Genomic DNA, 15,140 nt, shown 5'->3' with positions numbered 1-15,140 from the left:
CTGTCCGCTCATTCTGTCGTCATCGACAGCCCCGGAGTCCGTGCCCTATGAGGCAGGAGGACCCGGGAAGTGTTCACCGGAATCGTCGAAGAGCTGGGTGAGGTCACCGCCGTCGAGATGCTCGACGACGCCTCGCGTTTCCGGCTGCGTGGCCCCGTCGTCACGCAGGGCGCGCAGCACGGCGACTCCATCGCCGTCAACGGAGTCTGTCTCACCGTGGTCGAGCACGAGGGCGACGAGTTCACCGCCGACGTCATGGCCGAGACCCTGAACCGCTCCAGCCTCGGGGCCCTCACCGTCGGTTCCCGCGTCAACCTGGAACGGCCGATGGCCGTGGGCGAGCGCCTCGGCGGACACATCGTGCAGGGACACGTCGACGGCACCGGCGCGGTCATCGAGCGCAAGCCGTCCGAGAACTGGGAGATCGTCAAGATCTCGCTCCCCGCCGACCTTTCGCGCTACGTCGTCGAGAAGGGCTCCATCACCGTCGACGGCATCAGCCTGACCGTGGTCGACGCGGGCCCCGACTTCTTCACCGTCAGCCTCATCCCCACCACGCTCGACCTGACTACCCTGGGCCACAAGCAGCCCGGCGACCCGGTCAACCTGGAGGTCGACGTGATCGCCAAGTACGTCGAGCGACTGCTGGGCGCGCGCGGCGAGCAGTCCGGCGGTCTGCCCGGTGCCCAGGAGGCCGGCCGGTGAACTGGCTCAACTCCGAGGCCTTCGTCCTGTTCGGCCAGCACATCATGTGGTCGGACATGATCGGCAACGTGATCGGCCTGATCGCCCTCGCGCTCGGCTGGCGGCGTTCCGTGTGGAGCTGGCCCGTCCAGCTCCTGTCCGGCCTGGTCCTCTTCGCCGCCTTCTTCGGCCACCTCACCGGCAGCGCGGGCAAGCAGGTCGTGGTCATCGCCGTCGCCCTGTGGGGCTGGTGGCAGTGGAACCGCGGCGAGGGCAAGGACGGCCGCGTCTCCGTCCGGTTCGCCACCTGGCGCGAACGCGCGTACATGGCGGGCGCCGCGGCCGTCGGCACCCTCGCCGTCAGCGCCCTCTTCCACGCGTACCCGACGCTGTCCTGGGACCCCTGGCCCGACGCCTACATCTTCGTCGGCACGATCGTCGCCATGTACGCGCAGGCCCGCGGCATGGTCGAGTTCTGGTTCGCCTGGCTGCTCGTCGACGTGGTGGGCGTCCCGCTCAACTTCGCCAACGGCTACGCCTTCTCCGGTTTCGTCTACGTCCTGTACGGCGCGCTCGTCCTGTGGGGCATGCGCGACTGGTGGCTGCGCTCCCGTGAGGCCGGGCAGCCCGTCATGGAAGGAGCCCCGGCATGACAACGGCGCCGGTTTGGTACAGCACCGGGCACGATCAGGATGCCTCGGACTTCGCGCTCGACCCCGTCGAGCGGGCCATCGCCGACATCGCGGCCGGCCGTCCCATCGTGGTCGTCGACGACGAGGACCGGGAGAACGAGGGAGACCTCGTCGTCGCCGCCGAGATGGCGACCCCCGAGATCGTCGCCTTCATGATGAGCGAGTGCCGCGGACTGATCTGCGCGCCCATGGAGGGCGACGAACTCGACCGGCTGCGGCTGCCGCAGATGGTCGACGACAACACCGAGTCGATGAAGACCGCGTTCACGGTGTCGGTGGACGCGTCCGCCGCCCACGGGGTCACCACCGGCATCTCGGCGGCCGACCGCGCCGCCACCCTGCGGCTCCTCGCGGACGGCGGCTCGGAGGCGGACGACTTCGTGCGCCCCGGCCACATCTTCCCGCTGCGCGCCCGGCCCGGAGGCGTGCTGGCCCGCAACGGCCACACCGAGGCCGCCGTCGACCTGGCCCGGCTGGCGGGACTGCGCCCGGCCGGAGCGATCGTCGAGATCGCGGGCGAGGACGGCCGGATGCTCCGGCTGCCCGAACTCATCCCCTTCGCCCGCAAGCACGGCCTGACGATCATCTCCATCGAGGACCTGATCGCCTACCGCCGCTCCACCGAACGCGGCGCGGCGGCCGGCACCGCGGCGGCGGCCCCCACCGTCCGGCGCGAGGCGGAGGTTCATCTCCCCACCGCCTTCGGCGAGTTCACCGCCTACGGCTACCGCTCCACCACCGACGGCGTCGAGCACGTCGCGCTCGTCCACGGGGAGATCGGCGACGGCGAGGACGTTCTCGTCCGCGTCCACTCCGAGTGCCTCACCGGTGACGTCTTCCACTCGCACCGCTGCGACTGCGGACCGCAGCTCCAGACGTCCATGGAGCGCATCCAGGCCGAGGGGCGCGGCGTCGTGGTCTACCTGCGCGGCCACGAGGGGCGCGGCATCGGCCTGCTCTCCAAGCTCCGCGCGTACGAGCTCCAGGAGCGCGGCAGGGACACCCTCGACGCCAACCTGGAACTCGGCCTGCCGGCCGACGCCCGGGACTACGGCGCGGGCGCCCGCATCCTGGAGGACCTCGGCGTCCGCAGCCTGCGGCTGATGACCAACAACCCGGACAAGACCGACGCGCTCGTCCGCCACGGCCTGCGGGTCAGCGCACGCGAGCCGATGCCCGTACAGGCGGGCGAGCACAATCTGAGCTACCTGCGGACCAAGCGGGACCGCATGGGCCACGACCTGCCCTGGCTCGACTCGGTCACGGTCTCGGCCTGCGGCAGCCAGTGACCCCGTAGGACGGGCCCCTCCGCGGGCCCGGCACCATCGGCACGACAGCACGACAGCACGACAGCACGACAGCACGACAGCACGACAGCACGACAGCACGACAGCACGACAGCACGACAGCACGACAGCACGACACCGACCGCGGGCGGCATGGCGCCCGTGGCGCGGCACTATCGGCAACACGGCACAGCGGGACTGAAGGAGAGACGTGAGCGGCAAGGGTGCACCTGAACTGTCCGTACGCAACTGCGGCGACCTGCGGGTCGCGGTCATCGCGGCACAGTGGCACGACAAGGTGATGGACGGTCTCGTCGACGGCGCGCTGCGCGCCCTGCGCGAGCTCGGGATCGACGAGCCGACCCTGTTGCGGGTCCCCGGCAGCTTCGAACTGCCGGTCGCCGCCAAGGTCCTCGCGGGCCGCGGCTACGACGCGATCGTCGCGCTCGGCGTCGTCATCCGCGGTGGAACGCCCCACTTCGAGTATGTGTGCCAGGGCGTCACCCAGGGACTCACCCAGGTCTCCATCGACACCGGCGTCCCCATCGGCTTCGGTGTACTGACCTGCGACACGGAGGAGCAGGCCCTGGACCGCGCGGGCATCGAGGGCTCCAACGAGGACAAGGGCCACGAGGCGGTGACGGCCGCCGTGGCGACCGCGGCCACCCTCCGCTCAGTATCTGAACCCTGGCACTGAGGTACGGCCCCGAGCGCGTAGGGTGAGGACCACCATGTCCAATAAGACGTTCGAGGAGCTCTTCACCGAGCTCCAGCACAAGGCCGCCACGGGCGATCCCGCCACCTCACGCACCGCGGAACTCGTCGGCAAGGGCGTTCATGCCATCGGCAAGAAGGTCGTCGAAGAGGCCGCGGAGGTCTGGATGGCCGCCGAGTACGAGGGCAAGGACGCCGCCGCCGAGGAGATCTCCCAGCTGCTCTACCACGTCCAGGTGATGATGGTCGCGCGCGGGATCTCCCTCGACGACGTGTACGCGCATCTGTAGGGACCGCTCACCGCGGCACCCCACCGAGCCCGTCCGCCCCACCCACCCCGAACACCACTACCGAGCAAAGGAAGCCGACCTCATGCTGCGCATCGCCGTCCCCAACAAGGGTTCCCTCTCAGGACCTGCGGCGGACATGCTGCATGAGGCCGGCTACCAGCAGCGCCGGGAGTCCAAGGAACTGCGGATCGTCGACCCGAACAACGAGGTCGAGTTCTTCTACCTCCGCCCCCGCGACATCGCGATCTACGTCTCCTCCGGCCGCCTCGACATCGGCATCACCGGCCGCGACCTGCTGGTCGACTCCGGGGCCCACGCCGAGGAGATCCTCCCGCTCGGCTTCGCCCGCTCCACCTTCCGCTTCGCCGCCAAGCCGGGTACCGCGAACGGCATCGCGGACCTGAAGGGCAGGACGATCGCCACCTCGTACGAGGGCATCGTCGCGGGCCACCTCGCCGACCACGGCATCGACGCCTCCGTCGTGCACCTCGACGGCGCCGTCGAGACCGCCATCGAACTCGGTGTCGCCGAGGTCATCGCGGACGTCGTCGAGACGGGCACCTCGCTGCGCAACGCCGGCCTGGAGATCTTCGGCGAGCCGATCATGAAGTCCGAGGCCGTCGTCATCCGCCGCGTCGGCGCCGGCCCCACCGAGGACGCCGAGCCCAAGGTGCAGCAGTTCCTGCGCCGCCTCCAGGGCGTGCTGGTCGCCCGGACGTACGTGATGATGGACTACGACTGCCGCGCCGAGCACCTGGAGAAGGCCGTCGCGCTCACCCCCGGTCTGGAGTCGCCGACCATCTCGCCGCTGCACAACGAGGGCTGGGTCGCCGTCCGCGCCATGGTCCCCTCCAAGGAGGCCCAGCGGATCATGGACGACCTGTACGAGCTCGGCGCGCGGGCCATCCTGACCACGGCCATCCACGCCTGCCGGCTCTGACGGGATCAACGGACATGTCGGACCTTCCAGCCCTCCCCATAACCTTCCGCCCCTCCCGGACCCGGGCCGTACTGCTCACCGCGGGCGCGTCGATCCTTGTGGTCATCACCACGGTCGCCATGCTTCTGGAGCAGCTCGGTCCGGGGGAGCGGGCGAGCTTCATCTTCACCGCCGCGCTCCTCTTCGGCGTGCTCGTGCTGCTCTCGCGGCCCAAGGTGGTCGCCGACGAGAGCGGTGTCACCGTCGTCAACATCGCGAGCCGGCGGCACCTGGACTGGGCGGAGATCGTCCAGGTCAACCTGCGTCCCGGCGACCCCTGGGTGTTCCTCGACCTCAGCGACGGCACCAGCCTGCCGGTGCTCGGCATCCAGCCGGGCATCGCCCGGCAGCGCGCCATCGAGGACGCCCGTGCCCTGCGCGCCCTGGCCTCGGCCCGCGCGATCCCGGAGCCGGACGGGCACCGGGACGAACATCGGGGCTGACTCTCGGCCCTCCACCCTGCCCTGAGTGCCCATGTCTTGATTAATCTGTCGGCGGAGGCGTTTTTCATCGCGCCTCCGCCTTTGATGTGCTCCCGCCCTCAGAGGCCCCCTGCTACCCGAGGAGTGACTCCCTCCAGCGATGGACGGATCGTCCTGTAGTACCTGCGCCGCCCCCTTCCGACATAGCGAGGCGGCGGCATGACCATCCCCCTGTTGCTCCTTGGCGCGGCGTTCCTGCTGATTCTCGCCAACGGCTTCTTCGTGGCCGCCGAGTTCGGCCTCGTCACCGTGGAGCGCCCCGACGCCGAGAAGGCCGCGGCCGAGGGCGACAAACGCGCCGGCACGGTCGTCGAGTCGCTCAAGGAGCTGTCCTTCCAGCTCTCCGGCACCCAGCTCGGCATCACCATCACCTCCCTCGTCGTCGGCATGCTCGCCGAACCGGCCCTGGCCCAGCTTTTGGGCGGCCCGTTCAGGGCGCTCGGACTGCCCGAGGGCGCGGTGCCCGGCGTGGCCGTGGTGACCGGCATGCTGCTGGCCTCGGCCGTGCAGATGGTGGTCGGTGAACTCGTGCCCAAGAACTGGGCGGTGTCCAAGCCGCTCCAGGTGGCCCGCTTCGTCGCCGGCCCGCAGCACGTCTTCTCCCGGCTGTTCCGGCCGGTGATCGCCGCGCTGAACACGGTCGCCAACCGGCTCGTCCGCGCGCTGGGCGTGGAACCCGCCGAGGAACTGGCCTCCGCCCGCACCCCCGGCGAACTCGTCTCCCTCGCCCGTCACTCGGCCCGCGCCGGCGCGCTGGAGCAGGACACGGCGGACCTCTTCGTCCGCACGATGTCCCTGGCCGACCTCACCGCGCAGCACGTCATGACGCCTCGGGTGCGGGTCAGCGCCCTCCAGTCGTCGGCCACCGCCGAGGACGTGGTGAACCTCACCCGCGCCACCGGTCTGTCCCGCTTCCCCGTCTACCGGGAACGGATCGACGAGATCGTCGGCATGGTGCACCTCAAGGACGCCCTCGCGATCCCCTCGCACGACCGCCTGCGCACCCCCGTCGGCCGGATAGCGCAGGCCCCGCTGCTCGTCCCGGAGACGCTGCCCGTACAGCCCCTCCTGGAGCGGCTGCGCTCCGAGCAGCCGATCGCCGTCGTCGTCGACGAGTACGGCGGCACGGCCGGCGTGGTCACCCTGGAGGACATCGTCGAGGAACTCGTCGGCGAGGTCCGCGACGAGCACGACGACGTCCAGGGCGAACAGCCCGAGCTCGCCGCCGCTCCCCCCGAGGACGGCAGGCCCGCCTGGGACGCGGACGGAAGCTGCCGCGTCGACATCCTCCAGCGCATAGGCCTCGACGTGCCCGAGGGGCCGTACGAGACCGTCGCGGGCCTCGTCGCCGACCTGCTCGGCCGGATCCCGGCCCCGGGTGACAAGGCCGAGCTCCCGGGCTGGCGGCTCGTGGTGCGGCAGGTCGGTCACTACCGTGCCGAACGCGTCCGCCTGGTGCGGACCGCGCTCGCCCCGGAGGCCGTCCGATGAGCCTGCTCCAACTGCTGTTCGCGGCCCTGCTGGTGCTCGCCAACGGATTCTTCGTCGGCGCCGAGTTCGCCCTCGTGTCCGTTCGGCGCAGCCAGATCGAACCGCTCGGCACCGCCCGCTCCCGCCAGGTCCTCTACGGCCTGGAGCGCCTGCCGCAGATGATGGCGGCGGCCCAGTTCGGCATCACCATGTGCTCGCTGACCCTCGGCGCGGTCGCGGAGCCCACGGTCGCCCGGCTGCTGGAACCGCTCTTCGAGGCCGTCCGGCTGCCCGAGGGGGTCATCCACCCCCTCGGCTATGTGATCGCGCTCGCCTTCGTCGTCTTCTTCCACCTCGTCATCGGCGAGATGGTCCCGAAGAACCTGGCGATGGCCGCGCCCGAGAAGACGGCCCTGTGGCTGAGTCCCGGCCTGGTCGCCTTCGCCCGGGTGTGCCGTCCCGTCACGGTGGGCCTCGGCGCCTGCGCGGCGCTGATCCTCAGGCTGTTCCGGGTCGAGCCCAAGGACGAGGTCGAGGCGGTGTTCACCAGCGAGCAGCTCAACCGGCTGGTCGAGGACTCCGGACAGGCGGGACTGCTCGACCCCGAGGAGCAGGAGCGTCTGGAGGACGCCCTGGAACTCGGCTCCCGCCCCGTCACCGATGTCCTGCTGGACGGCGCCTCGCTCGTCACCGTCGATCCCTCGGTCACCCCGGGCCAGGTCGTCGCGCTCACCGCGCGCACCGGGTACTCGCGGTTCCCGGTGGTCGCGGAGAACGGCGCCTTCATGGGCTGCTACCTCCATGTGAAGGACGTCCTCGACCTGGAGGAGTCCGAGCGTGCGGTCCCGCAGCAGATGTGGCGGCCGATGACGACCCTGCGGTCCGAACTCCCGCTGGACGACGCCCTCACCGTGATGCGCCGTGCCGCCACCCACCTCGCCCAGGTCGCCGACGCCTCCGGCAAGGTCCTCGGCCTGGTGGCGCTGGAGGACGTACTGGAACTGCTGGTCGGCGAGGTACGGGACCCGGCGCACCGCCTCGTCGCGCCGGTCCGGGTCGCGGAGCCGCGACCCAGCCAGGCCGAGGAGGCGCTGGCGAGCTGACCGCGAGGACGGGCCCCGGTCCCGGGGCCGTGCGATCCGGTGACGGTCGTACGGCCCCGGCGCCGGGGCCCGCTCACATCGCGGACGGGTCCTGCGGGCCCCGGCCCGAGAGGACCTCTCCGTACGCCTGCATGAGGTCGGGCAGACGCAGGGTCGACAGATCGTCGCGCGAGGGTGTGCCGGGGTATCCCGACAGCCGCAGATCGCGGTACGCGCAGCTCTTCTCGTACAGGGTGCGCAGGAACCGGCCGTTGCCGAGCTCGTCGATCCAGCCCTGGTCGACGACGTGCCCGGCGATCGAGCGCAGCTCGTCCAGCGCCTCCTCGTCCCAGATGTCGCCGTTCTCGGCGGCCAGCACCTCACCGATGGAGGTCAGTTCGAGCGGGCGGTACGAGGGGAAGTCCACGCGGCTGGTGAAGCGCGAGGAGAGGCCGGGGTTGGCGGCGAGGAGCCGGTCCATGCCCTCGGGGTAGCCGGCGAGGATCACCACCAGATGGTCCCGGTTGTCCTCGGCCCGCTTCAGCAGCACCTGAAGGGCCTCGTCGCCGTACGCGTCGCCCTTGCCGTAGCCGGAGTTGGACAGGGAGTACGCCTCGTCGACGAACAGGACGCCCCCGATCGCCGAGTCGATCAGCTCGTTGGCCTTCACGGCCGTCTGGCCGAGGTACTCGCCGACCAGATCGGACCGCTGGGCCTCGACCAGATGGTCCCCGCCGAGCAGCCCGAGCGCGTAGAAGACCCGGCCGAGAATGCGTGCCACCGTGGTCTTGCCGGTGCCTGAGGGTCCCGAGAAGACGAAGTGCCGTTTCGGAGGCTGCACCGGCAGGCCCTGCCCGGTGCGCAGCCGCGCCATGTTCAGCTGCGCCGACAACGCCTTGACCTGACGTTTCACCGGCTCCAGGCCCACCATGCGCTCCAGCTCGGCGAGTGCCTCGTCCAGCAGGGCCGGGTCGGTCGGTCCCGGGGGCATCGGCTGCACCGGCATCGCGGCCTTCTCCCGGAAGCCGTCCGCCTGGGGAGGCAGCCCGCCGGGCGGCGACGGGTCGGGATCGGGAAGCCTCAGATCGCGTCCCTCGGTGCCGAACAGCGCGTCCATGCCGTCCGGGCCCTCCAGCACGTCCTGCCCGATCCCGGCGAGCGTGATCGCCGCGAGGTCGGCCGCGGCGTCGTCGTACCCGTCCCCCTCGGCGATGGCCGCGAGCCGCGCCGAGGTGTCCATGAAGGAGGGGTCGACCCGGTGCACCGCGCGGTACAGGGGCAGTGCCGCCGCGGAGCGTCCGGTGCCCTCGTGGGCGCGGGCCAGCCAGTACCGCAGCTCCTTGCGCTGCGGCTGTTCGCTGCGGCAGCGCATCAGCGCGGACGACAGCAGCGGCTCGGCCTGTCCGTACATCTCCAGCCGGACCCGGGCCATGCCGCCGAACAGACCGGCCTCGATGCCGAGCATGGGGTCGTTGATCAGCGGATCGGTGTGCCGCACCAACTGCTCCCAGTCCTTGACCAGATAGGCGCGGCACGCGTGCAGGAACCGCACCTGGTGGTCCGCGTCGACCGGCGGCAGTCCGGCCAACGCCCGGTCCAGTTCGGGGACGTGACGTCCGTCGAGCCAGTGCGAGGCGTGCGCGAGCAGCAGGTCGCGCGGACTCTCCAGCACGGGCTGGACCCACCAGCCCAGCCAGTACCAGGAGTTGAGGGTGCGCCGGTGACGGGAGCGCTGCTCGCCGAAGCGGTCCCGGTGCCGGAACATGCGCAGCAGCGCGGTCGTCGTGTCCACCCGTAGCGCGTGCAGCCCGAGCCAGCCGTCCGCCATACCGGGGTCCATCCGGACCGCGGCGCGGAACTCCTCCTCCGCCTGCGGGTAGGCGCCCATCGTGTAGGCGTCCACACCCCGCAGCCAGGCGAGGTCGGCCGGGGCCTCGGGACCCTGCGTGCCGAAGTCCATCACGTCCCCCACAAACCGTGCCCCCGATGGTCGGGGAGTGCCTCGCGGATCAGGACATCCCCTTGCCGCCGGGCCGGTGCCCGTCGGCAGCTCTGGTCGAACGACTGTGCCGCGGACGGGAGTTGAAGCGGTGCGGCAGAGCAGCCGTCCGAAAGTCGCACCGAGAGGCATGGTACCTGCGGGGGAGGGGCCTGCCGAAGGGTGCCGCACGGCCCGTTCCACGAGGTGGGAGCGGACAGGGCAGGCCGGGAACGGTGACCCAGGGTGAGCGCGTCACGCCGTGGGGTGTCCGGAAAGAGGGGGTGTGGGCAGAACGAAGCCCCCGATCACGGGGGAACAACCGGGGGCTTCGCGACTGCGGGCGGCTCCCGAAGGGCCGCTGCTTCAGAACGTAAGACCTGTACGGCCCCCTGGTCAAGCAGAGTTGGGGTACTCAGGCAACTTCCGCGGAGTGGGTCTTCACAACTTCAGCACGCTGCGGATGGTCCATCACGGTGCGTGATGAACTGGTCCGGTCCAGGCGCCTCAGCGGGCCCCTCCCGCACCTCGTACCCCTCGGGACACTGCCGTACCAGTTGGTGTGCGAACGGCTGTGAGGGGTCCTCGGCGAAGTGCCGGCGCTCGGCGCGGACCCACCCGTCCCAGAAGTCGCTCTGGGCCCGCCCGTCCCGTCGCCGTCCCCGCTCCCAGGCCTGCTCGTACGGCAGTTCCATCCACAGGAGCCGCGCGAGCCGGGGCCGCAGCGCCCGGCGTCCCGCGCCGACGCCCTCGACGATCACCACGGGTGCGGCCGGCAGCTCGCGGACCGGCCCGAACTCCCGGGCGGTCCAGTCGTAGGGGGCGTAGCGGGCGGTCTCGCCGCGCTCCAGCGGCTCGATCACCGAGCTCAGCAGGCGCCCGGTCCAGCCGAAGAGCTCCTCGTGGGTGGCGATGTCGTCGAGGTGCAGTACGGGGGCGCCGCCCAGTGCCGTCGCCAGTCGCCCGGCGAACGTGGTCTTTCCGGAGCCGGCGTGGCCGTCCACCCCGATCAGGCGGACGGGCCCGCAGGAGGGCGGCAGCCGGAGCAGCCGCGAGGCGAGGTCGTGAATGGGGATTCCCGGGGTGAGGCGCGAGGGGGGCACAGTCCTGGCGAACATTCTATCGAGGCGGGGTCCACAGCGGACTCACGGGTTCAGGATGGTGCCGCGTTGAACTATTCATTGAACAATCCTCAAGACCTTCGGAGGTTCCGTCCGGAAAATTCCCGACCCCGCGGAACCAGGTATTTCGGATAGGGCGTTCCGGTACTCGGTGATGCTGAGTAGGGTTCCTGTTGCGGAACGGCGAGGATCAAACGGGGATGGACAGGGGAAGATGGCCGCGGGTTTATTCGAGGGGCAGTACGTGTGGCATCCGGCGGCCGACGACCGCACCCTCGCGAGCGTCTGCGTGGATGTCAGAGCCGGCCGCTATCGGAGCGCCCACGAAGCTCTCGCGGAGACCCGCTCCGACTTTGGATTACGGGCCCATCGTTCGCTCGTGCTCGCCTCCGAGGCCGCCGACTCCGACCTCGCCGAACGCTGGCTGGCCGAGGAACGGACGCCCGAGGCGGCCCTGATGTGGGCCCGCGTGGCCGTGCTGCGGGCGTTGCGCGCGGCCGACGCCAAGGACGACCGGGCCGAGGCGCTGGAGCGCATCGCGCTCACCGCCTGCGACCGCGCCGCGCTGATGGACCGGGCGGATCCCACGCCCTGGGTCGCGCGGCTGTCCATGGCCCGGCTGCACGACCTGCGTGACGCCGCCCCGCAGGGGCTGCTGACCCAGCCCCCGGGCCCCTGGCGCCTGTTCTCGCACGTCCTGCGCCTCGACCCCTGGAACCGCGAGGGTCATCACCGGTTCCTTGCGTTCTTCTTCACGCGGTACGGCGGTTCCGTGAACGCCGCCTGGGACGTCGCCGCCTTCCTGAGTCAGCGGGCCCCCGCCTCCTCCCCGTTGCGGATGCTGCCGCTGGTGGCCCTGGTGGAGAGCTACAACCCCACGCAACTGCTGGTCGACCGCACCTGGGAGCAGCCGCAGTGGCGTTCCACGGCGCTCGCGATCTACCAGAACTGGCTGCCCGAGGTCTCCGGATACCGCTTCACGCCCGTGCTCGACCTGGCGTACCTGGCGCACGCGCTCTTCATGGCGCAGCGCGAGTTCGAGGCCCGGGCGGTGCTGATGGCCATGGGGCCCTACGCCTGCCGGATGCCGTGGAGCGTGTTCGGCGAACCCGAGGAGCAGCTCTCCCGCGCCCGCCGCGCCTGCGGCCTGCCCGTACCGGGGGCCGGCTGACCGCCGGTCCTCCCCGCCCGACGTCCCGAACCACCCCCGAGAGAAAGGTCAGCCGTGTCAGAGCGAATATCGGCCCCGGGCCTGAGAAACGGCCCCGGAAAGGATTCCGTCGCCTTCGACGACGACGCGACGCTTCATGCGATGGGATATCCGAGAAAACTCACCCGTCGATTCCAGGCGTTCGATAATTTCGCCATCTCCTTCACCATCATCAATATCATTTCCGGTATCTTCTCGTCCTTCGGGTTCGGAATGAACGCGGGCGGCCCGCGCATTCTCGTGTTCGGCTGGATCGGCGTCTCGGTGATGGTGCTCTTCATCGGTGCCGCGATGGCCGAGGTCGCCTCCGCCTATCCGACCAGCGGCGCCCTGTATTTCTCCGCGGGCAAGCTCGCCAAGCGGCACAAGGGTGCCTGGTCCTGGTACACGGGCTGGCTGAATTTCGTGGGTCAGGTGGGCGGCACGGCCGCCACCGGATACGCGGCCGCCACCTTCATCCAGGCCTACGTGGCCCTTCAGTGGGACTCGTACCGGCCGACGGCCGAGCAGACGGTCCTGATCACGGCGCTGATCATCGTGCTCCAGGGTTTGGCCAATACCTACACCGTCCAGCTGGTCGCCGTGCTGAACCGGATCTCCGTGTGGTGGCTGCTGATCGGGCTCGTGGTGATCGTGGGAACACTCATCGTGATGCCGGACGACCACCAGTCGGCCTCGTTCGTCACGCATTTCGCGAACAACACCGGCTTCACGAACGGGATTTACGGAGGGATGCTCGGCCTGCTCGTCACGAGCTGGACCTTCACGGGCTTCGACGGCAGCTTCCACATGTCCGAGGAAACGGTGCGGGCCACGGTCAACGCGCCGAAGGGGATCACCCGTTCGATCGGCTATTCGGCGATCACCGGGCTCATCCTCATGCTCGCCCTTGTGTACAGCATTCATGATTACGACCGGGTCGCGAGCTCCTCGGCGCCGCCCGTGCAGATCCTCATCGACGGACTTGGCATGACCATGGCTAAGTTCATCCTGCTCATCGTGATCGGGTCCATGCTCTTCTGCGGGCTGGCCAACCTGACCAGCAACACCCGGCAGATCTTCGCCTTCTCGCGGGACGGCGCCATGCCGGGCTCGCGCTGGTGGCACTCCGTCTCGCCGCGCACCCGTACCCCCGTCAAGGCCGTCTGGCTGGCGGTCGCCTGCTCCCTGGCCCTCGTGCTGCCCGGATGGTGGTCGCACACCGCCTTCACGGCCATCGTCAGCGTCAACGTCGTCGGACTCTTCCTCGCCTACGCCGTGCCGGTCTTCCTGCGGCTGCGGCTCGGCGACGACTTCCAGCCCGGCCCCTGGAACCTGGGCCGCTGGAGCAAGCCCGTCGGCTGGGTGGCCGTGACCTGGATCGTCGTCAGCAGCGTGCTCTTCATGCTGCCCCAGGTCTCGCCCATCACCGGGGACAACTTCAACTACGCCTCGATCGCCCTGGCCGTGGTGCTGGTCGTCGCGACGGTGTGGTGGTTCGCCACCGCGCGCCGCCGCTTCCAGGGTCCCGTCAGCTACGGCCGTCCCGACGAGGTCGCCGCCATGGACCTCGTCTGATCACCCGGACGCCCCGGCCCCGGTGCCCGCCGGGACCGGGGCGTCCCAGGTCATGCCAGTGGTCCCGACCAATATTGGTGGGCGCGGCACGGCCCGAAGTGCTGGCAGAAGTCGCCCTCCGGCGTCCATAGTTGGCGCACGACAGAGCATTGGGCCCGCCCGTCACGGACACCCCTGGGGGTTCTCCACCCATGAGCAGAGCCGAACAGCCGTCCCGCAGAATCGTTCTGGCCGCCGCGGTCGCCGCCGCGGCGGCGGTGGGAGCCGCGGGGCCGCCGGCCGCCGCCGCGGCGCGCCGGACCAGAGCGCCCGGCGGTCTCGTCGACAACCGTGCCTGGACCTCGTACAGCGACTGGCGGTCGGGCGGCGCGCAGGGAACGCGGGCCGTTCCGGGTGTCCGCCCCGGCCTGGTGATCGTGGCGCCGGCCGGCACGACGGACTACACCGACCCGCACACCGGCAGGACGGCCACCTGGGAGTACGCGACCTGGACCTCGCCGGTCCACCGGCTCGCGGTTCCCGCCACGGAGGTCATCGCCTCCTGGAACGCGCACACCCCGGCCGGCAGCTGGCTCCAGGTCGAGCTGACCGGCACCTACTCCGACGGCACGGCCACGCCCTGGTACGTGATGGGCCGCTGGGCCTCCGGCGACCAGGACATCCGGCGCACCTCGGTGGACGGCCAGACCGACGGCCGCAGCACGATCTGGACGGACACCTTCTCCGTCGACGACGCCGCTTCGGGCCTGCGCCTGGTCTCCTACCGGCTGCGGCTGACGCTCTACCGCACCCCGGGCACCAGGACCACGCCCACGGTGTGGCGGCTGGGCGCGATGGGCTCCGACATCCCGGACCGCTTCACCGTCCCCGCCTCCGCCCCGGGCCTCGCCCAGGAGCTGAACGTCCCGCGCTACTCGCAGGAGATCCACGCCGGCCAGTACCCGGAGTACGACAACGGCGGCGAGGCCTGGTGCAGCCCCACCTCCTCGCAGATGATCATCGAGTACTGGGGGCGCAGGCCCACCGCGGAGCAGCTCGCCTGGGTCGACCCGGCGTACGCCGACCCGCAGGTGTGTCTCGCCGCCCGCTCCACCTACGACTACCAGTACGCGGGCTGCGGCAACTGGCCCTTCAACGCCGCCTACGCGGCCACGTACAAGGACCTCCAGGGTGTGGTGACCCGGCTCGGCTCGCTGACCGACCTGGAGACGCTGATCGCCGCGGGCATCCCGGCCATAACGTCCCAGTCGTTCCTCAAGACCGAGCTGACGGGCGCGGGTTACGGCACCTCGGGCCATCTCATGACGGTCATAGGGTTCACCGCGGACGGCGACGTGATCGCCAACGACCCGGCGTCGCCCGGCGACGACGCGGTGCGCAGGGTCTACAAGCGCGCCGAGTGGGAGAACATCTGGCTGCGGACCAAGCGCTACAACGCCTCGGGGAAGGTCGTCTCCGGCACCGGCGGCGTCTGCTACCTGTACTTCCCGGCGCACCCGTCGGCCCGCCAGCGCAAGGCGCTCGCGGCGGTGGGCGTCCGGTGAGGTGAGGCCCGACCCCGGGCCGTCGCGGGTCGGGTTGGTGCGGGCCGGTTC

General features: G+C 70.6%; 14 protein-coding genes. 12 read left to right on the top strand and 2 right to left on the bottom strand.

Annotated elements, in window-relative coordinates; genetic code table 11:
- The first annotated feature begins 69 nt into the window (after window positions 1-69).
- The 9 genes from WJM95_RS04395 to WJM95_RS04355 all read left to right on the top strand — a co-directional run bounded on the left by WJM95_RS04395 (window position 70) and on the right by WJM95_RS04355 (window position 7,700).
- Complete coding sequence (locus tag WJM95_RS04395) at window positions 70-705, top strand: riboflavin synthase (protein WP_339128137.1); 636 nt, start codon at window positions 70-72, stop codon at window positions 703-705.
- Complete coding sequence (locus WJM95_RS04390; RefSeq protein ID WP_339128136.1) at window positions 702-1,337, top strand: nicotinamide mononucleotide transporter family protein; 636 nt, start codon at window positions 702-704, stop codon at window positions 1,335-1,337. Before WJM95_RS04395 ends, WJM95_RS04390 begins: the two co-directional genes overlap by 4 nt.
- Window positions 1,334-2,665, top strand: coding sequence for a bifunctional 3,4-dihydroxy-2-butanone-4-phosphate synthase/GTP cyclohydrolase II (locus WJM95_RS04385; protein WP_339128135.1), 1,332 nt, complete (start codon window positions 1,334-1,336; stop codon window positions 2,663-2,665). Before WJM95_RS04390 ends, WJM95_RS04385 begins: the two co-directional genes overlap by 4 nt.
- A gap of 208 nt (window positions 2,666-2,873) precedes the next feature.
- Window positions 2,874-3,359, top strand: a complete 486-nt coding sequence (gene ribH, locus WJM95_RS04380) for a 6,7-dimethyl-8-ribityllumazine synthase (RefSeq protein ID WP_151468514.1) — start codon at window positions 2,874-2,876, stop codon at window positions 3,357-3,359.
- Window positions 3,360-3,393: 34 nt separating this feature from the next.
- A complete protein-coding gene (locus tag WJM95_RS04375) occupies window positions 3,394-3,666 on the top strand; it encodes a phosphoribosyl-ATP diphosphatase (protein WP_030038616.1) in 273 nt (90 codons plus the stop codon).
- 82 nt (window positions 3,667-3,748) lie between these two features.
- A complete protein-coding gene (hisG, locus tag WJM95_RS04370; protein WP_339128134.1) occupies window positions 3,749-4,606 on the top strand; it encodes an ATP phosphoribosyltransferase in 858 nt (285 codons plus the stop codon).
- A gap of 14 nt (window positions 4,607-4,620) precedes the next feature.
- On the top strand, window positions 4,621-5,088 hold the full coding sequence (locus WJM95_RS04365) for a PH domain-containing protein (protein WP_339128133.1): 468 nt from the start codon (window positions 4,621-4,623) through the stop codon (window positions 5,086-5,088).
- Window positions 5,089-5,286: 198 nt separating this feature from the next.
- Window positions 5,287-6,618 (top strand): hemolysin family protein, encoded by a 1,332-nt coding sequence (locus tag WJM95_RS04360; RefSeq protein ID WP_339128132.1) that lies wholly within the window; start codon window positions 5,287-5,289, stop codon window positions 6,616-6,618.
- Window positions 6,615-7,700 carry a hemolysin family protein gene (locus WJM95_RS04355; RefSeq protein ID WP_339128131.1) on the top strand — a complete coding sequence of 362 codons (1,086 nt, stop codon included), beginning with the start codon at window positions 6,615-6,617 and terminating at the stop codon, window positions 7,698-7,700. Before WJM95_RS04360 ends, WJM95_RS04355 begins: the two co-directional genes overlap by 4 nt.
- 73 nt (window positions 7,701-7,773) lie before the next feature.
- Here the strand turns inward: WJM95_RS04355 and WJM95_RS04350 are convergent, their stop codons facing one another.
- Window positions 7,774-9,639, bottom strand: coding sequence for an AAA family ATPase (locus WJM95_RS04350; protein ID WP_339128130.1), 1,866 nt, complete (start codon window positions 9,637-9,639; stop codon window positions 7,774-7,776).
- A gap of 467 nt (window positions 9,640-10,106) precedes the next feature.
- Window positions 10,107-10,775 (bottom strand): hypothetical protein, encoded by a 669-nt coding sequence (locus WJM95_RS04345; protein WP_339128129.1) that lies wholly within the window; start codon window positions 10,773-10,775, stop codon window positions 10,107-10,109.
- Window positions 10,776-10,992: 217 nt separating this feature from the next.
- Here WJM95_RS04345 and WJM95_RS04340 point away from each other — a divergent pair, with 217 nt between their 5' ends.
- From WJM95_RS04340 to WJM95_RS04330, 3 genes are all read left to right on the top strand, one after another.
- Window positions 10,993-11,949, top strand: a complete 957-nt coding sequence (locus WJM95_RS04340; protein WP_339128128.1) for a hypothetical protein — start codon at window positions 10,993-10,995, stop codon at window positions 11,947-11,949.
- 141 nt (window positions 11,950-12,090) lie between these two features.
- Window positions 12,091-13,545, top strand: a complete 1,455-nt coding sequence (locus WJM95_RS04335) for an amino acid permease (RefSeq protein ID WP_339135345.1) — start codon at window positions 12,091-12,093, stop codon at window positions 13,543-13,545.
- A 191-nt stretch (window positions 13,546-13,736) separates the two neighbouring features.
- Complete coding sequence (locus WJM95_RS04330) at window positions 13,737-15,089, top strand: peptidase C39 family protein (protein ID WP_339128127.1); 1,353 nt, start codon at window positions 13,737-13,739, stop codon at window positions 15,087-15,089.
- Window positions 15,090-15,140 lie beyond the last annotated feature (51 nt).

The organism is Streptomyces sp. f51 (assembly GCF_037940415.1).
In the GTDB taxonomy this organism is placed as follows: Bacteria; Actinomycetota; Actinomycetes; order Streptomycetales; family Streptomycetaceae; genus Streptomyces.
Note: the sequence above shows the minus strand (reverse complement) of the source record. Positions and strands in the feature narration are given on the sequence as shown.